At 37.9% G+C, this 25,219-nt stretch carries 26 protein-coding genes; 14 read left to right on the top strand and 12 right to left on the bottom strand.

Annotated features, from left to right (window positions below; genetic code table 11):
- Window positions 1-120: 120 nt before the first annotated feature.
- The 6 genes from iorA (at window position 121) to cobM (ending at window position 6,600) form a co-directional block, all read left to right on the top strand.
- Window positions 121-2,007, top strand: a complete 1,887-nt coding sequence (gene iorA, locus FACI_RS06625) for an indolepyruvate ferredoxin oxidoreductase subunit alpha (protein WP_009887360.1) — start codon at window positions 121-123, stop codon at window positions 2,005-2,007.
- Entirely contained in the window at window positions 2,004-2,606 is a 603-nt protein-coding gene (locus tag FACI_RS06620) for an indolepyruvate oxidoreductase subunit beta (protein ID WP_009887359.1), read from the top strand. Before iorA ends, FACI_RS06620 begins: the two co-directional genes overlap by 4 nt.
- A 122-nt stretch (window positions 2,607-2,728) precedes the next feature.
- The gene (cobA, locus tag FACI_RS10010) at window positions 2,729-4,018 is read left to right on the top strand and encodes a uroporphyrinogen-III C-methyltransferase (RefSeq protein WP_009887358.1); all 1,290 of its coding nucleotides are present in this window, start codon (window positions 2,729-2,731) and stop codon (window positions 4,016-4,018) included.
- Window positions 4,005-5,195: a bifunctional cobalt-precorrin-7 (C(5))-methyltransferase/cobalt-precorrin-6B (C(15))-methyltransferase gene (locus FACI_RS06610; RefSeq protein ID WP_009887357.1), complete on the top strand. Its 1,191-nt coding sequence runs from the start codon at window positions 4,005-4,007 to the stop codon at window positions 5,193-5,195. Before cobA ends, FACI_RS06610 begins: the two co-directional genes overlap by 14 nt.
- Entirely contained in the window at window positions 5,192-5,851 is a 660-nt protein-coding gene (locus tag FACI_RS06605; RefSeq protein WP_009887356.1) for a precorrin-2 C(20)-methyltransferase, read from the top strand. The genes FACI_RS06610 and FACI_RS06605 overlap by 4 nt, the downstream gene beginning before the upstream one ends.
- Complete coding sequence (gene cobM / locus FACI_RS06600) at window positions 5,842-6,600, top strand: precorrin-4 C(11)-methyltransferase (RefSeq protein WP_048074062.1); 759 nt, start codon at window positions 5,842-5,844, stop codon at window positions 6,598-6,600. The genes FACI_RS06605 and cobM overlap by 10 nt, the downstream gene beginning before the upstream one ends.
- Here cobM and FACI_RS06595 read toward each other — a convergent pair.
- Window positions 6,583-7,659 carry a hypothetical protein gene (locus FACI_RS06595; RefSeq protein ID WP_009887354.1) on the bottom strand — a complete coding sequence of 359 codons (1,077 nt, stop codon included), beginning with the start codon at window positions 7,657-7,659 and terminating at the stop codon, window positions 6,583-6,585. The genes cobM and FACI_RS06595 overlap by 18 nt on opposite strands.
- A 279-nt stretch (window positions 7,660-7,938) precedes the next feature.
- On the opposite strand from FACI_RS06595, the gene FACI_RS06585 reads away from it, so the two are divergent.
- Entirely contained in the window at window positions 7,939-8,931 is a 993-nt protein-coding gene (locus tag FACI_RS06585; RefSeq protein ID WP_009887352.1) for an NAD(P)/FAD-dependent oxidoreductase, read from the top strand.
- Between the two features lie 167 nt (window positions 8,932-9,098).
- Window positions 9,099-10,244 carry a fructose-1,6-bisphosphate aldolase/phosphatase gene (fbp, locus tag FACI_RS06580; protein WP_009887351.1) on the top strand — a complete coding sequence of 382 codons (1,146 nt, stop codon included), beginning with the start codon at window positions 9,099-9,101 and terminating at the stop codon, window positions 10,242-10,244.
- 29 nt (window positions 10,245-10,273) lie between these two features.
- Here fbp and FACI_RS06575 read toward each other — a convergent pair whose 3' ends face one another.
- Window positions 10,274-10,462 carry a DUF2080 family transposase-associated protein gene (locus tag FACI_RS06575; protein ID WP_009887350.1) on the bottom strand — a complete coding sequence of 63 codons (189 nt, stop codon included), beginning with the start codon at window positions 10,460-10,462 and terminating at the stop codon, window positions 10,274-10,276.
- Window positions 10,463-10,497: 35 nt separating this feature from the next.
- Here FACI_RS06575 and FACI_RS09830 point away from each other — a divergent pair, with 35 nt between their 5' ends.
- The 3 genes from FACI_RS09830 (at window position 10,498) to purQ (ending at window position 12,529) form a co-directional block, all read left to right on the top strand.
- On the top strand, window positions 10,498-11,538 hold the full coding sequence (locus FACI_RS09830; RefSeq protein ID WP_009886142.1) for an ISNCY-like element ISFac3 family transposase: 1,041 nt from the start codon (window positions 10,498-10,500) through the stop codon (window positions 11,536-11,538).
- Between the two features lie 69 nt (window positions 11,539-11,607).
- A complete protein-coding gene (locus tag FACI_RS06565) occupies window positions 11,608-11,757 on the top strand; it encodes a 50S ribosomal protein L40e (protein ID WP_009887349.1) in 150 nt (49 codons plus the stop codon).
- Complete coding sequence (gene purQ / locus FACI_RS06560) at window positions 11,747-12,529, top strand: phosphoribosylformylglycinamidine synthase subunit PurQ (RefSeq protein WP_019841648.1); 783 nt, start codon at window positions 11,747-11,749, stop codon at window positions 12,527-12,529. Before FACI_RS06565 ends, purQ begins: the two co-directional genes overlap by 11 nt.
- Here the strand turns inward: purQ and FACI_RS06555 are convergent.
- From FACI_RS06555 to FACI_RS06515, 9 genes are all read right to left on the bottom strand, one after another.
- A complete protein-coding gene (locus FACI_RS06555) occupies window positions 12,518-13,087 on the bottom strand; it encodes an AAA family ATPase (protein ID WP_009887347.1) in 570 nt (189 codons plus the stop codon). The two genes, purQ and FACI_RS06555, sit on opposite strands and share 12 nt — an antisense overlap.
- Window positions 13,084-13,374, bottom strand: coding sequence for a hypothetical protein (locus FACI_RS06550; RefSeq protein ID WP_009887346.1), 291 nt, complete (start codon window positions 13,372-13,374; stop codon window positions 13,084-13,086). Before FACI_RS06550 ends, FACI_RS06555 begins: the two co-directional genes overlap by 4 nt.
- A gap of 85 nt (window positions 13,375-13,459) precedes the next feature.
- Complete coding sequence (locus FACI_RS06545) at window positions 13,460-14,728, bottom strand: ORC1-type DNA replication protein (RefSeq protein WP_009887345.1); 1,269 nt, start codon at window positions 14,726-14,728, stop codon at window positions 13,460-13,462.
- A gap of 83 nt (window positions 14,729-14,811) precedes the next feature.
- Window positions 14,812-16,098: a bifunctional folylpolyglutamate synthase/dihydrofolate synthase gene (locus tag FACI_RS06540; RefSeq protein WP_009887344.1), complete on the bottom strand. Its 1,287-nt coding sequence runs from the start codon at window positions 16,096-16,098 to the stop codon at window positions 14,812-14,814.
- Window positions 16,099-16,122: 24 nt separating this feature from the next.
- Window positions 16,123-16,737 (bottom strand): TenA family protein, encoded by a 615-nt coding sequence (locus FACI_RS06535; RefSeq protein WP_019841646.1) that lies wholly within the window; start codon window positions 16,735-16,737, stop codon window positions 16,123-16,125.
- A 64-nt stretch (window positions 16,738-16,801) separates the two neighbouring features.
- Window positions 16,802-18,253 carry a family 1 glycosylhydrolase gene (locus FACI_RS06530; protein ID WP_009887342.1) on the bottom strand — a complete coding sequence of 484 codons (1,452 nt, stop codon included), beginning with the start codon at window positions 18,251-18,253 and terminating at the stop codon, window positions 16,802-16,804.
- 17 nt (window positions 18,254-18,270) lie between these two features.
- Complete coding sequence (locus FACI_RS06525; protein WP_009887341.1) at window positions 18,271-19,185, bottom strand: ABC transporter ATP-binding protein; 915 nt, start codon at window positions 19,183-19,185, stop codon at window positions 18,271-18,273.
- Between the two features lie 2 nt (window positions 19,186-19,187).
- On the bottom strand, window positions 19,188-20,024 hold the full coding sequence (locus FACI_RS06520; protein ID WP_009887340.1) for an ABC transporter permease: 837 nt from the start codon (window positions 20,022-20,024) through the stop codon (window positions 19,188-19,190).
- Between the two features lie 72 nt (window positions 20,025-20,096).
- Window positions 20,097-21,008, bottom strand: a complete 912-nt coding sequence (locus tag FACI_RS06515; protein WP_009887339.1) for a pirin family protein — start codon at window positions 21,006-21,008, stop codon at window positions 20,097-20,099.
- A 151-nt stretch (window positions 21,009-21,159) separates the two neighbouring features.
- On the opposite strand from FACI_RS06515, the gene lipB reads away from it, so the two are divergent.
- Both lipB and FACI_RS06505 read left to right on the top strand, forming a co-directional pair.
- Window positions 21,160-21,819 (top strand): lipoyl(octanoyl) transferase LipB, encoded by a 660-nt coding sequence (gene lipB / locus FACI_RS06510; protein ID WP_238553347.1) that lies wholly within the window; start codon window positions 21,160-21,162, stop codon window positions 21,817-21,819.
- Between the two features lie 75 nt (window positions 21,820-21,894).
- Window positions 21,895-22,359 (top strand): hypothetical protein, encoded by a 465-nt coding sequence (locus FACI_RS06505; protein ID WP_009887337.1) that lies wholly within the window; start codon window positions 21,895-21,897, stop codon window positions 22,357-22,359.
- Here FACI_RS06505 and FACI_RS06500 read toward each other — a convergent pair.
- The gene (locus FACI_RS06500; RefSeq protein WP_009887336.1) at window positions 22,356-22,781 is read right to left on the bottom strand and encodes a hypothetical protein; all 426 of its coding nucleotides are present in this window, start codon (window positions 22,779-22,781) and stop codon (window positions 22,356-22,358) included. The genes FACI_RS06505 and FACI_RS06500 overlap by 4 nt on opposite strands.
- Before the next feature lie 74 nt (window positions 22,782-22,855).
- On the opposite strand from FACI_RS06500, the gene FACI_RS06495 reads away from it, so the two are divergent.
- Entirely contained in the window at window positions 22,856-25,219 is a 2,364-nt protein-coding gene (locus FACI_RS06495; RefSeq protein WP_009887335.1) for a M1 family metallopeptidase, read from the top strand.

Here is a 25,219-nt window from a genome sequence, read left to right as displayed (position 1 = left end):
GTTTCCCAATAACTATTCATTTCTTGCCCGGTATCTTTGTAGAGTATCATAAAACTCAAAAATTATGTATATGTTTATATAATTCTAAATAGTTATATATCCTCAGATTATGTATAATTATTGGATGATGATATTATGGTAAAATTAGATACTAATCTGCTGAATAATTCCGGGAATGAGATACTTTTTTTATTGAGTAATGAGGCTATAGCCAGAGGAGCTGTAGAAGCTGGAGTTAGAATAGCAACAACATATCCGGGCACTCCGTCCAGTGAGGTGGGAGACACACTGTCACATATAGCAGACAAATCTGGAATGAAATTTCAATTTTCTATTAATGAGAAGGTTGCTATAGAGACTGCATTTGCAGCATCTATTTCCGGGCAAAGGTCAATGGTATTTATGAAACATGTTGGTTTAAACGTAGCATCTGACCCTTTCATGAGCATTGCATACACGGGCGTCAGGGCAGGCATGGTAGTAATGTCAGCAGATGACCCTTCTATGTATTCCTCCCAGAGCGAACAGGATAACAGGCATTACGCAGACCTTGCACATGTGCCTATGATTGAACCTTCAAATCCCCAGGAAGCAAAGGATTTTCTTGTACTTGCTTTCGACCTGTCTGAAAAGTTTAAGTTGCCTGTACTGTTCAGAACTACTACGAGAGTAAGCCATATGCGTGGGGCTGTGACACCGGGTAAAATCAGGGAAGGCCAGCCGGATACAGGCGTATTTATCAGGGACATTCATGAATTTGTTTGCCTTCCCTCAAATTCATACACACTCAAAGAGAAGCTTATTGAAAAAGAGCATGAATTGAAAAAAGAATCAGATATATCACCTATGAATAGAATTATAAGGAAAGGTACCGGAGAATATGGAATAATTGCATCCGGAGCTGCGTATAATTCTGTAATGGATGTTATTTCAGAATATGACCTTGATATAAGCGTCCTGAAACTAGGATTCACCAACCCGTTGCCGGAGAGTGCTATTGTTAAATTTATATCAGATAATAAAAAAGTAATAATCATCGAGGAACTTGACCCGTATCTTGAATATAAAATCAGGACTATTGCCCAGATGAATAAACTCGATTCCACAATATTCGGAAAACTTGATGGATATTTCAGTGAAAGCCATGAATTTACACCCGATACAGTGGCGCATTCACTTTCCAGGATTATGGGTTTTGCTGTGCAGGATGTGCCTGAGAATAAACTGGTGCTCCCTGCAAGGCCACCCGTGCTCTGCCCTGGATGCCCACACAGGGCAACATATTATGCCGTCAAGAGGGCAGTTAAGATGATGAACAAAACTGATACAATATATGCGTCAGATATAGGATGTTACTCACTCGGGCTCTATGACCCCTATGAAGAAGCTGATACAATGATCTCCATGGGTTCCTCCATAGGAATGGCTAACGGGTTTGCAATGTCTACTAAACAGAAAGTTATTGCATTTATAGGGGATTCAACATTTTTCCATTCAGGAATACCGCCATTGATAAACGCTGTACACAATAAGCTTAATATGCTTGTGATGGTACTTGATAATGGAACTACTGCAATGACAGGCCAGCAACCTAATGCCGGGGAAAATTTCAGCCCGGCAGGTGATGAATTGCCACCAGTATCCATTGAAAATATTGCCAGAAGCATAGGCGTTGCTGATGTCCAGATAGTTGACCCCTATGATATAAAGGAAACATTAAAGGCAGTAACAAAGGCATTGAGGGAAAATACGCTTTCTGTGATTGTGGCACGCAGGGAGTGTGCAATCCTTAGGGACAAAGCAATGCAGAAAACTCACAGAGTTATCACATATACTGTTAACCAGGACAAATGCGGCAAATGCATGAATTGCGTGGAAAATTTTGCATGCCCTGCCATATCGATAGAAGGTGGAAATATTAAAATAGATTCCAATATATGCGATGGTTGTGGTGTATGTGCTGAACCTTATGTTTGCCCGTTTAAAGCTATAGAGGTGGCACAATGAAGACGTTTAATATTATTATTACAGGCGTGGGTGGGCAGGGGATTATCACTGCCGGCACACTGATATCGGAGGCTGCAATTAAAATGGGGCTTAATGTGGTAATGTCTGAAATACATGGTCTCTCGCAACGTGGTGGGTCAGTTAATGTAGAAGTAAGGATTGGTGATGCCTACGGCCCTATTTCCCCCAGAAGAAAATTTGATCTGGTGCTTGGATTTGAACCGATTGAGACTATGAGAATTTTAAGCACAATTAACAGTGATGCCAGGGTAATTATGAATAAGGAAAAAATAACGCCAATATCTGTTAGCCTGAAAGATGCAGAATATCCTGATGTCAACGGCATGGCATTGCTTATCCCCGGCATAAAAAAGATCTATGAAATTGATGCTGGCGATATTGGCAACCAGGCAGGCTCATTCAGATCAGCCAATACAGTTATGATAGGTGCAGTGCTTTCTCTTGGGATACTTCCAGTCGATGAAAAAAGCATAATTGAGGCATTGAATGATAGGTTCAGCGGGAAGATGCTCGATATAAACCTCAAGGCTATGAAGCTTGGGATGGAAGCAATGAAAAAGATGGATGCATCTCTCTAACATCTAGAACGATGGAATGTGGCAGGAATAAGGGATTAGAATATTCATATATATTGCTATGCAGACTGTGCCCGGCGGAAAAATATAAGTAAAAACATATATTAGAATAAAATATCTGATAGATGGGAAAAGCGTATATAGTAGGGTGTGGCCCGGGAAACAAAGATTTGCTTACAATTAAGGCAATTAAAATTATTAAAAATGCTGATGCCATAATATATGACCACCTTGTAAATCCTGAAATACTTGATTATGCCACTCCTGGCACCAGAAAAATCTATGTGGGTAAAAAACCATACGTTAAGCGGATATCCCAGGAAGAAATAAATAAAATTATTGTAAATGAAGCATTAAAATACCGGACCGTGGCCAGGCTAAAGGGAGGCGATCCATTTGTTTTCGGGCGCGGGGGAGAAGAAATAGAGGAATTGATTAGAAATAATATAGAATATGAGATTATACCGGGCATTTCATCCCTGACAGGGGTTCCGGAATCTGCGGGAATTCCACTGACCCATAGAAATGTAAATCATGGAGTACTTGTAACAACGGGCAACAGTGTGGAAAATTTAAATATACCTGATTGCCGCACCTTTAACTGCAGAATGTATACACTTGTTATATTCATGGGTGCCCACAATCTGAGAGATATAGTGTCAAGGCTCCTGTCATCGGGCTATGACCCTGCCCTGCCTATAGCCCTGATAGAAAATGGAACATACAATTACCAGAAGACATATACAGGAAAACTTGGAGACATAGACTATTCATATGATGATTCACCCTCGCTCATAGTTATAGGTGATGTTGTACAATACCATAAAGAGTTCTCCAGATCAGAGCATAGAATTTATTCAGGGAAAATTGTAACACTCTTCTATGATCTGTATGCCCCGGATACAGATGATCTGGAAAATGAAGGGATTACTGTATTCAAGATACGCTGCGCAGATGTATTTCCGGGCAATATGCAAACTGCGCAGCTTTATAGGAAAAATATTGCATTTTATGGCTGTTACACGGATATGTTAATGGATATACTCCGCTCCAGTGGATTTGATTTGAGATGGCTGGGAAAAATTGCAACAGATTCAACCGGGAAAGCATTGCTTCAAAGTTACGGAATATTTGATACCACTGATATTTCAGAATCTGGAAATGATTATACGTGGATAGGTTCCGGGAAAGAAAAGGAATTGCAGGCTGTGAAGGTAAAGCCTCTGGAAATGGGAAGCTATATAGATGATTATGTTAAAAAATCTGATCTTGTAATAATAGGTGGGCAATCAGATACTTTGCCGGAAGGAATAGAGGTAAAGGATGGAGCTGGAGTAATAAGGATTGAATATCCATATGAAGGGTTGTACAGCAAAGTTATGTCGTATTTTGGTGACGGGGATGAAAAGAATTAATATAGTCGGTGTTTTTCCTGGAATGCCAATAAATCCAGAGGCGGAGAAGTGCATTATGGAAAGCCAGGTAATATTTTCAGGCAGGCGCAATCTGGAATTAATCCCACAAACTCCAGCACAGATTTTTAATATAGGTTCTATGAAACAGTTTACAGGAGATCTGGCAAATACACTGGCAGACAATAAGACAGTTACAGTTGTAGCATCCGGAGACCCTTTATTTTTTGGCATCGGGAAGTATATAACGGAACATTATGATTCCGGTGATATCTATATCGTCCCGGAAGTAAGCTCACTGCAGGTGGCCCTTTCCAGGCTGGGGATGGATGCAAGCCATATGGTGGCAATAAGTTTGCACGGGCGGGAAATAAAAGGTCTCGCACAGAAAATAAGGAATAAAAGGAAAATTGCAATATTCACTGATGGAAATAACACACCATCAAGGATAGCTGAATACATGACCAGTTTCGGGCTGGTGGATTACTCGTCATATGTTCTGGAAAGGCTTGGATATAAAGATGAGTCTATTTCTAAATATAAAATTAAAGAATTAATAGGCAAAGAATTCAATGATTTGAATATTATGATTTTAATTAAAGATGGCAATGGCAAAATTTCACTGCTAGATGATGGAGTGCTTTTAAGAAAAAACAATAATATTACAAAAAAAGAGATACGTGAAATCTCTATTTCTGAACTTGATTTAAATAACGGAGACACAATGTGGGATGTGGGCTCCGGATCAGGATCTGTTGCCATATATGCATCCCTGATAAACCCCGATGGAAATATTTTTGCAATAGAAAAAGATAAGGCTCTCTGCAATTTCATAGATGAAAATATGAGGAAATTTTCTACTGATATTAACATAATAAATGGAGAGGCACCGGAAGCACTGGATGGAATTCCAGACCCGGAAGCTGTATTTATCGGTGGTTCCTCAGGAAATATTAAAAATATTGTTAAGTATTGTTATGTCCGGCTTAAAGATGGAGGCAGAATGGTTGCGAATATAACCACAATGGAAAATTTCTATGCCATGATGAATTATATAAAAGAAAATAACTTGCAATTTGATGTGAAACAGGTAAATATCTCCAGGCTCAAGCCAGTATCAGTGTACACAAGGTTTGAGCCTCTTGATCAAATTTACATTGTAAAGGTGGTGAAAAAATGAGTTTGTTTAAGGTTGTAGGGCTCGGGCCAGGTGACCCTGAACTTATAACCATGAAGGGCTATAAAGCCATAATGGACGCAGATATTGTATTTTATCCGAAAACATCGTTAAACTCTGCAGAGAATATCCTGAAGTCCCTGGGCGTCAATAGTAATCGCATGAGGGAATTAGAATTTCCAATTGGAAGCGAAAAAATATCCGCATTGAGCAGGGAATACGCAGGTATGATAATGAAAGCAAGCAGGGATAATCTTAAATCTGTATACGCTGTTGAGGGAGAACCGATGCTTTATAGCACATTCCTTGACATAATGCCATATATTGATATTGAATTTGATGTCATTCCAGGAATCAGCTCCATGAATGGCATATCAGCTGCAATGAAGATTATTTTAGCTACCAAGGATGAACCGCTCCTGGTGCTCCCGGCAGTAAAGGATTATAGCTATATGGAAGAAAAAATTATGTCCTATGGAAATGTAGTAATATTTAAGGCAATAAGGGCAAGAGAAATTATAAAGGAAATCATTAAAAAAAATCAGCTCACCAATTATTATATTATGAGCTATGTTTCAACTGAAAAGGAAATAATTTATAATAACATTGATGATATAAAGGATTATATGACAATAGTGGTGATAAAACGATACACATAGTTGGTGCAGGGCCCGGAGACCCCGAGCTTTTAACGGTAAAGGCAAAGAAAATTATAGATTCGACCGATGTAATAATTTATGCTGACTCCCTTGTAAGCCCTGAAACTTTCAGTGAGAGCAGGGCAAAGGAAATTGTAAAGACGTCTACGCTCAACATAGAACAGATAAACATGCTTGTTAAAAAATATTACGACGAGGGCCTTGATATAACAAGGTTACACAGCGGGGATCCTTCAATATACGGTGCGATTAATGATGAGATCCAGTTTTTTAACAGCAATGGAATGGAATATGAAATTATTCCGGGCATAAGTTCTGTATTCGCGGCTGCGGCAAGCATGGGCATGGAATTAACATCCCCGGGTACCACCCAGTCGGTAATTTTAACAAGGGTGCCCAGGAGAACAGAACATTTTGAAAATGAGGAACTTGATATTCTTGCTTCACACAAAACTGCACTGGCAATTTTTCTCAGTGCATCCAATGCCAGGGCAGTAACGGAGAAGCTAATTAAGGGAGGCTACAAAGGTGATGATAGGGCAGTAATAGCATACAGGGTATCATGGCCTGACCAGAAGATAATAGAAACAACAATTAACGGGCTTGAACATTCATTGTTTGAAAACAGGATAAACAGGCAGGCGCTTATAATGGTAGGCGGGAATATATCATATAACTCCGACAAAAAATCATATCTTTACAACCCTGATTTTACACACTTATTTAGAAAATCATCCAAAAAGAGTTGATAATATATAATCTTCATCTTTCCCTATTATGTGTATCCTGTGCCTTATAAGTTCCTTTGAAATGCTATCGGGATTTTCACAGTTTTCACAGTTTTCGGGCAATTCCCTTACCAGTGATTTAATGTAATCTGATTTAATTATTCTAAAAAATACTTTTTCAAATGACATGGTGGTAAGTATTTCTTCCCCATCAATCTTCAGGGATACAAGATGCCTATCTTTCCCAGTTAATCCGGTAATTTCATTTGCGAGCTTGCCAAGTGCATCATCCATGATCTTTACATCCATATGGGACATAAAATCAGGGTTATCCGTTATTTTAACCTTCTCGCCATTGTTGGCAAAAACAATTTCTATATCGGGGCCACTGATTTTGTATTTGAAGTCGATAAAATTCCCTGAGGTTTCATTATAAAAACTGCAGTCAAGAATATTCTCGGATAATTTTGCACCTGAAAGTTTATAGCTATCCAGGTTTTCATAATTTACACTGCCATCGCCAGCAATTAATACTGGAATTTTGATTCCTGTATAGAGTGATGAAAAATATGGGTTTTTCATAAACTGGCTGAGTGCCGGTTCCAGGCTAAATATATAGCTTATCCCATAACTGGACTGTATAGATTGCCTTATATCAAATGCATCTTTGCCTGCCGATATTTCTATGGATGAGTTCAGTATAGTCAGTGGATTCAGTGAAAAAAACTGGTTCATTGCCTTTACGCCATTTTCAATGTAATTCTCAGTTTCATGCTGTAATTGTGAAATTGTTGAAAGTATGTCCTGGGAATGTTTTGTATAATACTGATCAGTGACTGAACTGATATAATCCATAATTTTTTCTTCATTTACTTTAAAATCATTGTAGATTACAACAAATTCATCCATGTTTTCTCTCATGCCTTTCTTCATTTTATCTATAGCTTTTTTGTCATTCTCAAGCATTCTGGTCATATTTTCTATTTCGCCTGATTTTTTATCCCTTTCAACCTCATATGAAAACGAATCCACAAGGTAAGAAAAAATGTATTTAAGTTCGTTTAAATCGTTTTCATCCATATTCACTAATCATTTTCTAATATTTAAAAATCATCTATGATTCATTAGCACGGTCTGTCTTTATAGTGTTCATTGCCTCTGGTTATTTTGCCAGAACCCCGTAATGACCCGGTAACAGAATAATATGAGATGCAATAAAATGGAATTAAATAATGTACGGTATCATAATATTTACCCTGTTCTGAATTCTGGCATGTATCTCTGAAATTGCATCTAAAATTCAATTCCGTTCTAACTGCAAAAATTAATAATATTATTGGAGATAACATACTGGAATTCATGGCTGGCAAAATTATTGTTATAGGCGGCGGTATTGCAGGCATTTCTGCGAAGTTGAGAAACAGAAAATCAAAACTTATGGATGAGAATCCTTTTATGATCATGGCTCCGAGAATCATAGATACGCTGCGCGGAAAAAGCGTGGATTTTCCAAGAATAAAGAGAAATCTAGATTATACTGGAAAAGCCACAGGGATAGACCTGGAAGAAAAGACTGTTAATATAAATGGAAAAAATATAGCCTATGAAAAACTTGTCATAGCTACTGGCCATTCCCAGAAATATGATTTCATAAATGGGAGCAAGTATATCCATGGATTTTCCGGTCTTGAGGATGCACTTTACCTGCGCAATCAACTGGTAAATAGAAAGAAAATAGTAATAATCGGAGGAGGATACCTGGGAGTAGAGGTCGCTGGAGCAATGCAGAACGCCAGTATAACCATACTGGAAGCTGGGAACCGAATACTCGCTGGTTTGCCACTAAAGTTTTCAGATTATGCCACACAATTGCTCGAGAAGAATGGGGTAAATATAGAACTTGGAAACCCTGTTGACGAGGTTAAGAAGGATTGTGTGGTATCCGGCACAAAAAAGTTTAATTCAGATATCACATTATTCGCCGGAGGATTTACAGGGAATCTCCCGGAAATGAAACAGGAATTAAAGACAAAGAACTCCAGGATTGTTGTAAATTCATTTTTGCAATCTGTGGATTATCCCGATGTATATGCCGCAGGTGATTCAATGCTGGTGGATAATGGCGGATTTATTCCTATGTCGGCTATAATTGCCAGGTCATCCGGAATTACAGCAATGGAAAACGCAATGGGAGGGACAAAACCCTTTGTACCGAATAATTTTGCAAATATTATCAGGGTGGGGGACCAGTATTTCGGGACTATTGGCAATATTTTTGTTCACGGAAGCATAGCGCACATAATAAAAGAAGCGGCGGTTGCACTTTCCATAAACCATGCGCGGGAAGTATAGAAATTATCATGAGTTTACATTATAGTATTTAAATATTCTTACATAACTGTCAGTTTCTACTAGCAATCCGGACACATTGTTAAAAACTATATGGAAACATAGAAATAAGATAAATTCGTACAGAAATTTAACATAAAATTTAATAGTTATTATTGATATAGAAATGTATGAAAACAACAATTTCACATATTAAGGCAGATATTGGAAGCCTGCCCGGGCATACTGTTGTATACCAGCCAGTAGTTGACGAAGTAGAAAATTATGTAAAAAACAATTCAGAGGGATTGATTTCAGATTTCCATATATCACACATAGGTGATGACATACAGATTACCATGGTGCACACAAGAGGTGCTGACAATCCGGAAATACACAAGCTTGCTTGGGACGCATTTAAAGCAGGCACTGAAGTTGCAAAAAAAATAGGGTTATATGGTGCCGGGCAGGATTTATTAAAGGATGCATTTTCAGGGAATATAAAGGGTATGGGGCCAGGAGTTGCTGAACTTGAAATAACTCCACGGAAGGCTGAACCATTCATTGTATACATGATGGACAAAACCGAGCCAGGGGCATTTAATTATCCGATATATAAAATGTTCGGAGACCCGTTCAACACACCAGGTCTTGTAATTGACCCGAATATGCATATGGGATTCAAATTTGAGGTATGGGATATATACAACGGAAAAAAGATTTATCTATCACTGCCTGAAGATACATATGATTTGCTCGCATTTATCGGTTCAAAGTCCAAATACGTAATTAAGAGGGTATACACAAAGAATACTCACACAAAACTACCGGATGAAAATGTTGCAGTAATAACTACGGATAAATTATCATTCATAGCCGGAGAATATGTAGGCAAAGATGACCCTGCAGGCATAGTTAGAATACAATCAGGATTGCCTGCCTCAGGTGAAGCACTGGAGCCATTTGCCAATTCTTATCTTGTATCAGGCTGGATGAGAGGATCGTTTAATGGGCCTATGATGCCGGTTGGAATGGATAATGCACAGATGACCAGATTTGATGGCCCACCAAGAGTTATGGCTCTTGGCTTTGTCATGAAAGAGGGAAAACTGGCAGGTCCTGTTGATATGTTCAGGGATGTAGCCTTTGATTATGCAAGAAATGAGGCACTGAATATGGCCAACTACATGAGAAGAATGGGTGTATTTGAGCCACACAGGCTTCCTGATGAAGATATGGAATACACTGCACTCCCGAAAATCCTCGAAAAACGTGCACAGGACTTTAAGAAAATAGAAGATAAGGGCGCTAATTCTGAGATGAAGGGCGGGCAATAATATTTAATATTTTTATTTAATTATAATTTTTACCATTTTACAGGGTGTGGGACACTATTATTCGTCCTGGTTATTACAATGTAAACCCTTTTGCCGAGAAATTCCTTAGGGCAATCCACCTTTGCACCCGATCCGAACTTTGTTACTTTCCTCTCTATGAATCCATATATTCCTTTTATAGAGACCTCTGTTGTCTCATGTATTTCCACTTTTCCCATAGTAATGTATATATACATTGTATATATATCTATCTATGGGTCTTGTCAGGAGTGAGGACATACAGTATAAACTTGAGGAGATAAACAATATACTGGGGAAGAAGTATGTACAGGAACATCCGGAAAAGGGGAGAAACTGGAGAACATACGAATCCGAGTTTTCACGGAGAATTAAAACTGCAATGAAGGAACTTGATCCCCTTATTGAAAAAGCCGTATCCATTATGCATATTGCTAAAAGGCCAGGGCATCCACATTCATTATTACTTGCCCAGAGGGTGAAATTAATACTTATAAAACAGCTTGTTGGCGAATCAAACAGGATGTTTGTTAATATGCTCGATATATTTTCTATGCTTTCAGGCATAGATGTATCATATAAAACAATAGAAAGGCTATATTCAGACAATGAAGTTGTAATGGCCATATTCAATCTCCATGTATTGTTACTGAAGAATAAGAATATTGCAAATTCAGATGCAACAGGCGATGGCACGGGCTATTCATTAACAGTAAAGAAGAACTACGAATCCTATGCACAGAGGTTGAAAGACCTTGCAAAGGAGAATAAAGAAATTGGAAAGGAAGAACATAAGGATAAAAAATCAAAAGGGCATAGAAAAAGATTGTTTGCATATTCCTTTTCCATTATGGATTTAAGGACAAGGATGTATATAGCCTCCGGAACAAGCATGAAATCTGAAAGAAATGCATATGACAATGCAATGAGGATTGTCAACAAAATAGGTATTAATATAGATTCTATAAGGCTTGACAGGTATTATTCATCACCTTCATATGTAGATAAATTAGGGGATACAAAGGTATACATTATACCTAAGAAGAATTCTACATTGCACGGTTCACATAAATGGAAATCTATAATAAGGGAATTTCTCAATGACACTATGAATTACCTTGAAAAGTACCATAAAAGAAGCAATTCAGAATCAGGATTTGCAGCAGACAAGAAGATGCTGGGATGGAATATGGCACAGAGAAGGGATGACAGGATAGGCAATGCACTGTTATGCACCAATGTCTGGCACAATTTATTCAATATGGGGAGGTATTAGAATAGTGTCCCACACCCCATTTTACAACAAAGTTAAAATATTCTTAAAAGATAAGGAGTGAGTGATTTTATGCCGTTCGCAGAAGCAATAGAAAGAAGATTGACACGCAAAATATGTATGAAATGTTATGCAAGAAATTCAATAAACGCAACAAAATGCAGAAAATGCGGTTATACTGGATTAAGAGTCAAATCAAAGGAGAGAAAGAGTGCAAAGTAATGAATTAAAGGCTGGAATTTTAAGAATGGAAGGCACCAATAATGAAGAAGAGGCTTTCCTTTCCCTTAGAAGATCCGGTTTTGAATCTGAATATGTACATGTATCGGAAATAGGAAAGAAGAAGTTTGAAGATTATGATTTATTGTTTATACCAGGAGGCTTTTCAGCCGGCGATTATGTAAGGGCAGGAGCAATATTTGCTTCCCGTTTAGCACCGCACATAAATGAGCTTAATAAATTTGTAGATTCAGGAAAAATACTGATAGGTGTATGCAACGGCTTCCAGGTTCTGAGCGAACTGGGCATGATTCCAGATACAGGTACAGAAAGAAAAAGAACCATGGTTCTGGGAACAAATGATTCTGATAGGTTTGAATGCAGGTATACATACATAAAGTATACATCAAAAAACAAAATTTTTAGGCGGCATTTTGAGGGCAAGATATTACAGGTTCCTGTTGCCCACATGGAAGGGAAAGTAATATTTGACAGCAAGAAAACACTGGATTCTGTTATAGAAAATGATCAGATGATCTTTCAATATACAGATATTAACGGCACCGATTCTTCATACCCATGGAATCCCAATGGGTCTGTTATGGACATAGCTGGATTGACAAACAGGGAAGGAAATGTAATAGGTCTTATGCCACATCCTGAAAGGGTTTATTACGGCTTTCAGATGATGAATGATGGCAACAAGCATAAGAATGGAACAGGAGAGGTCTTCTTTAATTCCCTTTATGAGTATACAAAAAAATTAGGCGCCTGATTTTATATTTATCTCAGGATGCCTTGAAATAATATGGTTAAGTAGAATTTTTACATTTTTATGGTATTCATCCAGGCTTGAGTCGTTTACTATCATGTAATCTGCGAGTGATATTACTTTTCCGATACCCCATGAAAGTTCACGATTATCGCGCTGGTGCATGCCATTATAATTATGTGAATCGTCTTCCCTATCCCTTGCAAGTATTCTTTCAAGGCGGTCATTTTCATTTGCAAATACTGCTATTACTATAATATTCTGGAAATTGCCCTTAAAATAATCAAGCTCTTCCTCATTTCTTAAACCATCCACTATAGTTATATCAGGTTCAGTAATCAATTCTGCGGTTCTCTTTGCCCAGATATCCATACCGTATTTCTTGCGCTCTTCAGTTGCATATGCACCTATACTTCCATCATCTAAGGGAATTTTCTTTTCCAAGGCATTTTTCTTTACTGTGTTCCCCATATGGGCATCTATAAAGCCCATAGATTTTGCAACCTTTACAAATTCATCTTTGCCAGAACCCGGCATGCCTGTTATGATAAGCATATTCATCCAAAAATAAAGCCCAGCCCATTCTGGGAGTTGTTTTCCTCATCTTTGATCTTTTTGTATATATCTTCCTGTTTTGATTTGCCCAGCGGTTCAAGTTTTCCTGATGCAATAGTTTCAACGTTTTTAAAAATATCTTCAGGACCTTCTATAAGAACAATATATGATGAATCATAGCCATAATTGACTCCATCTTTATAGGTAATTGTCTGCCTCCCGACAACATCATCGGCAAGGAGGGCGTCTATAATTCCCCTATCTTCCTTTGGCAGTTTGTATAATTTAAACATATTCCATTATTGTAAAAACCTTATTAAATTTTTGTGACAGGCATATGCGCAACACTGGAAACTTTCACTCCGGTGATTGTAAAACTCATTTATTGTCAAAATCGCCGTTTTTATAAGTTTCCACATACGCATCAAAATTGGTTCTTAATTTGGACTGGCGGACTATTTTTGAACCCTGAAAATTTACGAATGCAGGATCTTCAAGGGTGTATCCCTTTACGTTCTGTATAGAACCCATTACCCTGATAAATTTCATTCTTCCATATCTTCCCAGTGATCTTGTATTTGTGGTAAGCAGGCCTGTATCTTCCAGATCAGACAGCAGATCTGATATCCGCCTCATTGTAAGAGGCTGGAATCCCAGCTCGGTGCATATGTTCCCATAATTTTCATATATTTCACCGGTCACTGAAAGATCTGCGTCTGTTTCCTGTGTGAGGCATGCGCTAAGCAGCACCATCTTCGAATGGATGGGAAGCGTCCTTATTGACTCCTTCAGAACGTTCATCTCAAACCTGTCACGGGCAAGGTATACATCATCTATAGTAACACAATCTTTACCGTCCTTCAGGGCAGAATCTATGGCTATTCTCAGGAGGTCTATAGACTTCCTCGCATCACCGTGTTCCTGGGCACCCAAAGCAGCGCAGAGGTTTATGGATGCTTCTGTGATAAATCCATCTTTAATTATTCCTGAAACCCTGAAATTCAGTATATCCCTGAGTTCCATAGCATTGTATGGGGGAAATATGATGCTTTCCTGGTTCAACCTGCTCTGCACACGGGCATCCAGTGCATTTACAAATGATGCATCATTTGTTATTCCTATCAATGATGTGTTGCTATCCGCCATTATCTTTAAAAGCACGTAAAGAGCGTCACTGCCGCTCTTCTGAATCAACTTATCTATCTCATCCAGTATTATTACTGTATAACGCCCTGATTTGTTTAATCTTTTAACCAGTTCAAAATATATTTTGTCCTGGGGAAGGCCAAGTATGGGAATGGGGGCATCTCCAGAATTTATGGCATTGGTAAGGTATACCAGGATGGAATACTGCGAATCATAAATTTCACAGTTAATGTAAATAATATTAATATTTCCTTTGAGTGTTTCCTTAAGCATGCCTGTAACATAAATAACTGAAGAGGTCTTGCCAGAGCCTGATTTGCCATAAAGCAGCAGATTTGATGACAGCCCGCCTGTAACGATGGAGCTCAGAACCCTTGCAATGCTATCTATCTGCTTTTCCCTGTGTGGGAAGTTATCGGGTATGTATGAACTGCTGAGTTTCTTCAGGTCGCCCACCACGTAATCGTTTGATTTGTTGTATTTGATAAAAGGATTGTCCATAGATACCAGTAATTACATCATATATATTCTACATACAAATAGGTTTTTTAACCTGGTTTGTTACCTACTATTTTACCGATAGATTAATCCATGTTAAACGGTCTGACAGACGAACCCAGATACTTTTTTAACATGCCTACAAGATACATTGAACCTGTTACCAGAACACAGCTATAATTCTGAATTGCAAAATTATACGCCTCAACTGGGTCCTTAATTATTCTGATAGAAGGAAACATATGTCCTATGCCAGCTGCCAGGGCATCCGGATCCAGTGAACGGGATGGTTCATCCGGTGTGGTTAAAATTACACTGTCTGAAAGTTTTCTTAATATTGACATATAGGAGAAATAATCCTTGTCATCAAGCATTCCTATCAACAGTACCGGCTTTTGCGTTACAAAGTTTGAGAAGGTCTCTACTAGTGCGTGTGCTGCGGGAGGGTTATGTGATGAGTCCATTATTACCAGTGGTTCCCTGCTTATTACCTCAAACCTGGATGGCCATCTACTTTCCCTTATACCTTTTTCTATGGATTTTTTACCGGGGGACCCTTCCGGCAGAAGTTCCATGCTTGCTACTGCTGTGCTGATATTGCCGAGCTGGAATAATCCGAGGTTTGATGTGGTGATATGATATTCCTCTACGGGTGTCTGGAGCTTAAAAGACATGCCGTCAAGATTGAATTTAAGATCCGTTATAGAGCAATAATCTGAAATTTTTACAAGCTTTGAATTCCTTACACTGGCAATTTTAGTAATCTCTGCCACAACTTCGGGTTTATTATCCAGCAGTACAACCGGTTTTCCATTTTTGATTATTCCACCCTTTTCGTGGGCTATTGAAGTTAGTGAACAGCCCAGCCTCTGATAATGTTCATACCCTATCTGTGCAATGACGCTTACTTCCGGGTTAATTATATTGGTAGAATCCAGCCTCCCACCTAGTCCGACTTCAATCGCCGCGTAGTCAGCATTATTGTCAGCAAAATATTTGAATGCCATTACTGTTGTGGTTTCAAAAAATGTGGGATTTCTATATATGGTTGCAAGATTTTCTATATAATCGCGGTTTGAGTTCATAAAATCAATAATATAACTATCGGGAATCATATTTAAATCAAGTATTATTCTTTCGTTGAAATCAAGCAAATGCGGGGATGTGTACATTCCTGTTTTATACTTTTGCCGGAGTATATTATACACATATGATGCTATAGAACCTTTTCCATTGGTTCCTGCTATGTGTATCGTCTTAAATTTAGACTGTGGATTGCCCACATGGCTGGCGAAATCCTGAGTTGCAGTCAGGTCCAGTTTAATGCCTTCCCGTTTGAGGTTATACAGGTAATCCAGTGCCCCGTTTATCATTAGATGTGAATGGTAAACCACTATTTATTTTATTTCGATATAGCATTCTTTCCAGTAATTTAATTCATACTCCAGGCCAAATTTGATAATCTGTTCCTGATATGTGCTTAAAGGTTCTTTTTGCAATATTTCAAGATATTTATCAGTTATTGACCTGTAATCTTTTGACCGGTAAAAATCAAACCAGAATAGATATTTTTCTGAGGGTGCTGCAGTTGCTTCCGCAATATAACCGTAAGACCACTGGCATGGGAACATGGATAGCATCCCGTTAATAGAAGAGTCTTTTGACCAGCGCAAAAGGTGATTTATGTAAGAATATGTTGTATAGTTTATTTCAGATTCTTTTATTCCGGCCTCATCTATTCCAAATTGCTTTAACATGTTCCTGTGAAATTCTGGCTCTTCACTGCCAATTTCATTGTAGAGTTCCCTGATATTATCATCACCGGTATTTTTCCCTATAACTTCTCCTGCTGCTTTATAATATTTCACGTATATATGATCCTGCTTTAAGTAATACCTGAATCGCTCATCCTCTATAGTCCCATCTTTCATAGCTTCTACAAAATCAGAATGCACTATATGATCTATTAATTCCATTACTTCGGGTGAATTTAAATAGCTTCGTAGATACATATAATAGTATATAGCTTTATTATATATTTTTAACCTTTATGCATTCTCTCTGGATTTCATTTAGCTAATAAGTTTTAAAATCTTCGTCCTCCACACCATGATCGTGGCATATTTTGCTATAAAATTCAGAGGCTTCCGTTTTCACGAATTCTCCATTATTGATTTTATAAAGCCCGAATTTGTCCTTATAACCCCTGGCCCATTCATAGTTATCCACTATAGACCAGTGGAAATATCCTTTTACAGGTATATAATCTTCCTTAATGGCCTTATGTAGCTCTATAAGATGTTTTTCTATGAATTCTTTGCGCAATGATCCTTCTGCATCCGCAACCCCATTTTCCAGTATCATAACAGGTTTTCTGTAATGGTTGAATACTGACCTCGAAACATTGCGTATGCCTTCAGGAAATATATCCCAGTAATTATCCGAGCACTTGCTGCAGGGCAAAAAGGCAAATCTATACCTCAGGTCAACATTGTCGTTGTCCACATATCTTACCCTTATCCTGCTGTAATAATCTATTCCTATAAAATCTGTACCTGCAAATTCAGAGGGGCGTGATTCATTAAAAATTCCAGATAGGGAATTGTCAAAGTTTCCGTACAGGGCAGAATTGAGGTACAGGTCATAAAAAATGTGTTTAACATAATTTACAATGAACCTGTTTTCCGGTGTATCCATTTCAGGCTGGAAATATGGGACAGCTACATTGATCCCGACCTGTGAGGAATGATCAAGTGCCTTGATAATTTTATATGCTATATTATGTGCGTAGGCGAGGTTCCTCATAACGGATACAGCTATTGAAAAGTTAGACAATCCAGGAGGAAATCCCTCCAGATTGCCATAAACATAGCCATTAATAGCTATTATGTTCGGTTCATTCAGTGTATTCCATATATCTACATATCTGTGAAATTTATTATAAATATAATAAATGTATTTGCCGAATTCCTCTACTGTGGCTTTGTCTCCCCATCCTTTTTCCCTGCAATTTGCAAAGTCCTGGTTACATTTTACAGGATCATGGAGCCATAGTGGCAAAGGCCAGTGGTATGCTGTTAAAATAAGCTTTAAATTTTTTGCCTTTATGTATTCCATTATTTCAACATAATGCTTTACAGCATCATTATCCGCAATGGAATCCATTCTCTGGATAACGTTATCAGGGAATGACATTGCATAAACATCACCCTTTTCGTTTTTGCTTGCAACTGCATCCACACTTTCAGTTGATGTTTTGAATATTCTGGCCCAATCTATGCCAATTCTTATGGAATTATTTCCCATATCAATAGAAGCATCGATGAATCTTTTATAATTATTCCAGAAATCCGGGCCATCGTCCGGGAAATCTCCGCTTACATAGGTTTTCTGTATTATATTACTATCATGTGACCATTTATACCAGTCGCTCTCTGAAGATATAGAATTATCTGATCTGCCCATTTCCACCTGAAATGGGCTTGTTGCGGTACCGAACATGAAATTATCCGGGAATTTCCTTAGCATTGACTCCACCACTATAGTTAGGATTTCTCACCCAGAATTGACAGGTATGCGGATTCCAGGTCAGAACCATACGAAGTATATGAAATAATTGGTGCAAGTTTTATTGCATTCTCCAGTATCTGTGCCCTTTCATCTTCCTTCCCTGAAAATTTAATTACGGCGTATTTCCCATCTGTCTTTAATACACCGCTTCCCAGTGACTGAATGTTTTTTATCATATTGTTATCTAAGGGTTTGAGGAATTCTATAGAGACGGCATTGGTGTTAAACTCCTGGGCTATCTCATCAATTTTACCCTGTTTCAGTATCTTGCCATGATTAATAAAAATCACATCGTCACAGGTTTCTGAAACCTCTGAAAGTATATGTGATGAAAAGAAGACCAGTTTGGTTTTTTTCAATTCCAGTATAAAATCCCGGAATATCTTTCTTTCAAATGGATCAAGCCCGCTGGTGGGTTCATCAAGTATAACTACATCTGGATCAGATATTAATACAGATGCAAACACTGCCCTTTGCCTCTGACCTTTGGATAGCTGGCCCATTTTCGATGTCAATGGTGGCAATTTCAATGCATCATAGAATTCATCTATCTTTGAATTGATTGTTTTTTTATCTATTCCTCTTAATTCACCAACAAATTGCATTGATTCTTTCACAGTAAGAAATGGATATGGAGTTGGCGTTTCTATCATAGAGCCAACATTTGCCAGTGCTTTCTTTGGATATTTATTTACGTCTATGCCATTTAATTCTGCATGCCCTTCCGACGGGCGGAGGAGATTTGTCATAACCTTAAGGGTTGTGGTCTTTCCAGCGCCGTTTGGCCCGAGATACCCAATAGCCCCATGGTCACGGTAATTGAATGAAACATCATCGAGTGCCATAAATTTATGGTATTTCTTTGTAACTTTATTGAATGTTATTTCCATATTTATCCCTCTATTTGCCTCCTTGAGTACAATATTATCGCAATTATCCCGCATATTATTATGTATGCAATCAGCACACCAAGTCCCTGCATCACTGTCGGGCTGAAGGTGTAAAATGCACCTGCACCAGCACCAGGGCCAAAACCACTGCCTGATGCCTTAACCGCAGGGTATGGTTTTTCAAAGATAAGGTACATGATTTCACCGGCAAAGTTAAGTGAAAATAGCGGGTCTATGCCACCGATACTGCCTACAAATTCATCTATTATAGGGAATCCTATGAAGAGCAATAATACTGAAACAATAATCCCGCTTGATTGCCCTTTAAATATACCTGAGAACAGTGATGCAAATGCAATTGCAGCTGCCAGGAATAATACGAGTATTCCAAGGCTTTCAAATATAACCGGTGTTACCTTTCCATAGAGGTAAAGGGAACTGCCAACGCCAACTACGAAGTAAACCAGCACTATTATAAATGAAGATATTAAGGCAGCAGTAAATCTACCTACAAATAATATGGATCTCCTTACAGGCTGCACAAGTGTGTAGTATGCGGCATTTGTGCCGGTATCTGTGGAAATAATATCCCCACCGAAGAATGCACCTATAATTACAACCAGATCAGCCGAAAATCCCGAAAGGTACTTATAAAAGTATAATAAAGGAGTTCCGGCTTTGAGCATTGAGTATTCATCATGAAGCATTAAAGCGGTAATACCTATAGATATTATTGTTGTAAATAAAATCAACCCCAGGAATCTTTTTGTCCGCAGGTATGATTTAAACTGATATTTCAGTGATATCATATACTGATTGGCATCGCTATCATTTTCCATGTCATACCATTGCAACAGGATATTTAATTCTTATCTAAAAATAGAATAGATATATAATTCTTACAGAATAACTTATTCTACTATGGGATTCTTTTCACGGACAAAATTATTGTTATTCAGGTCGCTTATAGCCTCACGTATCTGTTCATCTGTATTCATTACTATTGGCCCATACCACTTAATAGGTTCATTCAATGGTTTTCCGGATAGAAGGATAAAGCGGTATTTTGAATTTCCTGTATGAATTTTTATGAAATTACCATTTCTGGACATTATTGCGGCAGTATCAGGTTCAAGTTTCTGGCCGTTAGATATTCCTTCTCCTGTTATAGAAAATATCAGTGATGTGTATCCATCTTTAACCCTATAAACAAAATCTGAGTCCTCATCCATTGTAATATCGAGGTATAGCGGGTCGATGCCGTACTGTGAATTGTACATGCCAGATACTTTGTTATATTCTCCTGCTATAATTTTTAATGTTGCACCGTCAATTTCAATTTTAGGAACTTCACTGCCCTTGATGCTGCGGTAAGCGGGAGTAGACATTTTATACTTAGCAGGTAAATTAAGCCACAGCTGGAATCCTGAAACAAGAGTGGGCATTCCGTATGCCTTTATCAGTTCCTCAGGGTTTTTTTCATCAAGTGGTTTTGGCATTTCTTCATGGAATATGCCGCTACCTGCGGTCATCCACTGAAGTTCATCAGGGTATATTGTTCCACGGTGGTCTGTGCTGTCCCTGTGTTCTACTTTTCCAGAAAGCAGGTAAGTTATTGTCTCTATTCCCCTGTGTGGATGCCATGGAAATCCTGCAATATAATCTTCTATGCGATCTGACCCGAAGTGGTCAAGAAGCAGAAATGGGTCTGTCAATTGAACGGTATTCGGACCACCAAAAATACGTTTTAGCTTCACACCTGCACCGTCATGTGTTTCATTCCCCTTTATTATGTAATCAATAATTTTAAAATCATGTTCCATTTGTTTCACCATATAACTAATACACAGTGATTTAAATTCTTTTGCTATACTTTTATATACCCTGAAATTGCACAATTTTTTACTGTTTTTCAGATATTTGCCGGATTGAAAACATAGAAATGTATAACTTTAAAGAATGAATTCGAGTGTAATGGAGGAAAAGAAGCCAGTAGAAAGAATATACGACCCGGGAATTGTTGGTTATATTGAGGCCTTGAATTTCCAGAAAAAAATGCATGCACTGGTTAATGAAGGGATAAGCGGTGATGTTTTTATCTTCCTCCAGCACCCGGATGTGTACACTGCAGGGTCCCATTACAGTGGGGACCTCTCCAACGCGATAAAGGTTAACAGGGGAGGATATATGACATATCATGGCCCCGGACAGCTTGTGACATATTATATAGTTAACATGAAAAGAAGGAATATTAACGCCCTGGGTCTAATTAAAATGATACAGGACTCTGTTATAAGCCTGCTGGACGCTTATGGTATAGAGGGAAAACCCATGTTGAATGAAAAAACCGGTGTATGGGTAGGCGATAAAAAAATCTGTTCCATAGGCATTGGGATAGACAGGTTTACAACGATGCATGGAATGGGGCTGAATATATCTACTGACCTGAAAAAATTCAATGCAATAAACCCCTGCAATTTCTCCCCGGATATTATGACTTCAATGGATGATATTTCCGGAATAAAAAATGATTTCAACTCGGTAAAGAAAAAATTTATAGATATAACAAAAAAGAATTTTGGAATGGAAAATTGTGAACGCTATACATCTATAGAAGAGGCGGCTACAGACTAGAATAATCGTAGCATAATGAAATTTATATTTTATCATTTTGAGCAAAATATATATTGATCGCCTTCATAATAAATTATGATAGAATTTCCTAAATTTCAGTGCATGGTAAGCAGGAATGAAGAAGACTACGATTCAGGTATACAGATGTATTTTATGAAAGAATATGACCTTGCCGAGTTGCTGAACAGGCTAATGAAGGTTGATGAACCACGTATGGAAGAATATAAAAAAATGGTTGAATTTATAAAATCACTTGAAAATTATATAATAACAGGTGAAAAAGCAGCTGATTTCAGTTTTCTTGAAAAAATGGAAGGCGAAAGGGGATGGGCAAATGATTATAAGATATTGTCATCTGAAAACCGGGCAGCCCACGTTGCGTTCAGGGCATGCAGAAAAACAATAGAAGTAATGTATTATTACAGGCTTGTATCCAGAAAAGAGGGTTTTTCCGGGCGGTTTAATGCAGAAAATTTCCGTGCTTTCCTTTTGATGCGTGACATATTATATAAAAGGTCTTCAGATCTTTTAAAAAATTAATTTTTTGAGACTTTTATCACATAAAGATAATAAAATTCTGATAATACTATTATTATAAATGAAACAGCCATAATCAGTGAATATAAATTCGCTTCGTTGAACAGGAATAGTAAACCGGATATACCAGCTACTATTACAAATACTAAGGAAATTGCGCTGGATAAAACAAGTTTTGAATTCCTTATTTTAACACTTAACAGCAGGAGTATAAAGGCAACTATAAGTATAAGGAACCCGAACATCATATGTACCATTACCACTATATAATTGGATGGAAAGCTCTTTCCAGCGAGGTGCGCCACATTATTTAAAGGCGGGAATGAAACGTACAGGTTGACATACATTCCAAGTATAAACTGTATGAACAGTAAAGCCATGATGGCTGTTATGCCCAGATAGGCAAAGCTATATTTTTCATCCATTATTCAGTAATCAATTTTTATTATTTAGAATGTTCGGCTAAAAAAATTTATTAAACCTTAGCATATAAAGTAGTATGAGAGTTGTTAATTATAACATAAAACTGGATGTTGATTTTTCCGGAAAGAAGTATAGTGGTATTGAGAAAATAAAAATTACAGATGCAGAGAAAAAAATTACACTGGATTTAAATAAAATAGATATACATAAAATAAAAGTTAATGGCGCGGATGTTAAATTTGAAGCAGGAGAAGATGGAGTTACATTCCCCACCAATGGCGGAGATATAGTTGCAGAAGTGCAGTTTTCATCTGATAATGACAGAGGTTTGAAAGGATTTTATGTTGCAGGCACTGAAAAAGAGTATATACTGTCAACCCAGTTCGAAGAATCCGATGCCAGAAGGGCATTTCCATGCATAGACAATCCAAATTATAAGGCAACCTTTGATATCACAATGGCAATAGACAAAGACCTCCAGGCAATATCAAATATGCCGGTAAAGTTCGAAACACTTGAAAACAACAAAAAGGTTGTGCAGTTCGAACAAACACCGGTAATGGCTACATATCTCGTTTATCTGGGCGTGGGCCACTTCGATGAGATGGAGGATAAATACAGGGGAAAAAGATTGGCTTTAACAGCAATGAAAGGACATTTAACAGAGTCAAGGTATCCTATTGAGTGTGCCAAAAAGTCCCTTGAGTATCTTGAAAACTACACAGGAATAGATTACATGCTTCCAAAGTTGAACCTTATATCGGTACCGGAATTTGCCGCAGGTGCAATGGAAAACTGGGGAGCTATAACATTCAGGGAAATTCTATTAAACATAGATAAATCAACAACTAGCAGAAGCTACAAAAGGACTGCGGAAGTTATAACACATGAACTTGTGCATATGTGGTTCGGAGACCTTGTAACAATGAAGTGGTGGAACGACCTCTGGCTTAATGAGAGCTTTGCTACGTTCTTTGCTTTCAAGACTGTAGACAGCACAAATCCCGATTGGAAATTCTTCGGAGATTTTCTTCTGGACCAGACAGATGGGGCTTATACCATGGATGCGCTGAAAAATTCCCATCCAATAAATGCTGATGTTACCGATCCAAGGAGCATATCACAATTATCCTATGAAATAAGATATGGCAAAGGGTCAAATGTCCTGAGAATGATAGAAGCATATGTTGGCAAAGATGTGTTTATGAAAGCTATGAGAAACTATTTAAAAGAATTCTCATACAGCAATGCATCAGGATCTGACCTGTGGAATGCCATAGAAAAGGAATCAGGCATGGGCATATCAACCATTATGGAACAGTGGATTTCCCAGAAAGGGTATCCGTACCTTGAAACTGCAAAGGATGGGGATTCACTCAAAATATCCCAGAAACAATTCTATTTCCTTGAAGGCGATAAAAATTCAACATGGAAAATACCGTTATTTATAAACAGGTTCTCCAGCGAAGAAAAGTTATTGATGGAAGGAAATGAAATGAAGGTAGATGGCGATATATTATCCCTTAATTTCAACCATAATGGATTTTACAGGGTTTTATACGACGATTCCATGTTTGAAAACATATCGAGAAATCTTTCCCAGATTACAGCAGAGGAGAAATGGGGGCTTGCAAATGACCTTTATGCCTTTTTGCTTTCAGGAAAAATAAATATGACAACATATGTCAGAAGGCTGGAAAAGCTCTATGGAATCAATGAGAACATAGTAATAGATGAGATATCAAAGGAACTTTTCAACCTTTATACAATAACAGACAATAACTATTTCAAGGACCTGGCGAATTTCTATATAAAGGACAAAATGGAGTACGTAGAGGCAAACAGGAAGGATGATTTTAATTTCAAAATTACCCTTTCCGGGCTTTACACAAAGCTTGCCTATATAAATAATGATTTCTGCAAATCTTTATTAAAAAAATACAGCAGCTACGAAAATGTTGACCCTGATTTCAGGCTGGCATATCTGGTTGCTGAGGCAAAGATAAACCAGGATTTCAGCTACTTTGCGGATATTATAACAAACACGAAAAATGATGAGGACAAAACAAAAGCTATAACTGCATCTGGTGCACTTGAGGGCGATAAAAATCACAGTGCAATCATGGAATTCGTCAAATCCGGAAAAGCAAAGAAGCAGGATATGGATTCGTTCTTTGTTGCAATGGCTTCAAATACCCCATCCAGGCAGTTTATAATAGACAATCTCAAGGATATAGTAGACATGTTGTACAAATTTGAGCTTAGCCCCCTGAGAATCAACAGGTGCGTCCAGTCCATGATCGGAAATGCCGGTGTAAAAGAACCGGAAAAGATGAGGAAGAACGCGGAGAGCATAAAGAGGGACGAATTATTTGGTGGAATAAACAAAGGGCTTGAATTCCTTGAAGTCTATGAAAATTTAATCAAAAACACAAAATAA

The sequence above is a fragment of the Ferroplasma acidarmanus Fer1 genome (assembly GCF_000152265.2).
GTDB classification, from domain to species: domain Archaea; phylum Thermoplasmatota; class Thermoplasmata; order Thermoplasmatales; family Thermoplasmataceae; genus Ferroplasma; species Ferroplasma acidiphilum.
The sequence above is the reverse complement of the archived record's forward strand: the minus strand, read 5'-3'. Positions and strand labels throughout refer to the sequence as shown.

What these genes read in the sequence shown, in the direction of transcription:
- FACI_RS06545 (WP_009887345.1), bottom strand. Translation starts at nt 14,728, where the DNA reads ATGGACAATCCTTTTATCAAATACAACAAATCAAACGATTACGTGGTG.
- FACI_RS06595 (WP_009887354.1), bottom strand. Translation starts at nt 7,659, where the DNA reads ATGGATGAAAACGATTTAAACGAACTTAAATACATTTTTTCTTACCTT.
- FACI_RS06550 (WP_009887346.1), bottom strand. Translation starts at nt 13,374, where the DNA reads ATGTTTAAATTATACAAACTGCCAAAGGAAGATAGGGGAATTATAGAC.
- FACI_RS06520 (WP_009887340.1), bottom strand. Translation starts at nt 20,024, where the DNA reads ATGGAAAATGATAGCGATGCCAATCAGTATATGATATCACTGAAATAT.
- FACI_RS06530 (WP_009887342.1), bottom strand. Translation starts at nt 18,253, where the DNA reads ATGCTAAGGAAATTCCCGGATAATTTCATGTTCGGTACCGCAACAAGC.
- FACI_RS09830 (WP_009886142.1), top strand. Translation starts at nt 10,498, where the DNA reads ATGGGTCTTGTCAGGAGTGAGGACATACAGTATAAACTTGAGGAGATA.
- cobA (WP_009887358.1), top strand. Translation starts at nt 2,729, where the DNA reads ATGGGAAAAGCGTATATAGTAGGGTGTGGCCCGGGAAACAAAGATTTG.
- FACI_RS06495 (WP_009887335.1), top strand. Translation starts at nt 22,856, where the DNA reads ATGAGAGTTGTTAATTATAACATAAAACTGGATGTTGATTTTTCCGGA.
- FACI_RS06525 (WP_009887341.1), bottom strand. Translation starts at nt 19,185, where the DNA reads ATGGAAATAACATTCAATAAAGTTACAAAGAAATACCATAAATTTATG.
- FACI_RS06500 (WP_009887336.1), bottom strand. Translation starts at nt 22,781, where the DNA reads ATGGATGAAAAATATAGCTTTGCCTATCTGGGCATAACAGCCATCATG.
- FACI_RS06505 (WP_009887337.1), top strand. Translation starts at nt 21,895, where the DNA reads ATGATAGAATTTCCTAAATTTCAGTGCATGGTAAGCAGGAATGAAGAA.
- FACI_RS06535 (WP_019841646.1), bottom strand. Translation starts at nt 16,737, where the DNA reads ATGTATCTACGAAGCTATTTAAATTCACCCGAAGTAATGGAATTAATA.
- FACI_RS06540 (WP_009887344.1), bottom strand. Translation starts at nt 16,098, where the DNA reads ATGATAAACGGGGCACTGGATTACCTGTATAACCTCAAACGGGAAGGC.
- FACI_RS06575 (WP_009887350.1), bottom strand. Translation starts at nt 10,462, where the DNA reads ATGGGAAAAGTGGAAATACATGAGACAACAGAGGTCTCTATAAAAGGA.
- FACI_RS06620 (WP_009887359.1), top strand. Translation starts at nt 2,004, where the DNA reads ATGAAGACGTTTAATATTATTATTACAGGCGTGGGTGGGCAGGGGATT.
- FACI_RS06605 (WP_009887356.1), top strand. Translation starts at nt 5,192, where the DNA reads ATGAGTTTGTTTAAGGTTGTAGGGCTCGGGCCAGGTGACCCTGAACTT.
- FACI_RS06610 (WP_009887357.1), top strand. Translation starts at nt 4,005, where the DNA reads ATGAAAAGAATTAATATAGTCGGTGTTTTTCCTGGAATGCCAATAAAT.
- FACI_RS06555 (WP_009887347.1), bottom strand. Translation starts at nt 13,087, where the DNA reads ATGAATATGCTTATCATAACAGGCATGCCGGGTTCTGGCAAAGATGAA.
- fbp (WP_009887351.1), top strand. Translation starts at nt 9,099, where the DNA reads ATGAAAACAACAATTTCACATATTAAGGCAGATATTGGAAGCCTGCCC.
- lipB (WP_238553347.1), top strand. Translation starts at nt 21,160, where the DNA reads ATGGAGGAAAAGAAGCCAGTAGAAAGAATATACGACCCGGGAATTGTT.
- FACI_RS06565 (WP_009887349.1), top strand. Translation starts at nt 11,608, where the DNA reads ATGCCGTTCGCAGAAGCAATAGAAAGAAGATTGACACGCAAAATATGT.
- FACI_RS06585 (WP_009887352.1), top strand. Translation starts at nt 7,939, where the DNA reads ATGGCTGGCAAAATTATTGTTATAGGCGGCGGTATTGCAGGCATTTCT.
- FACI_RS06515 (WP_009887339.1), bottom strand. Translation starts at nt 21,008, where the DNA reads ATGGAACATGATTTTAAAATTATTGATTACATAATAAAGGGGAATGAA.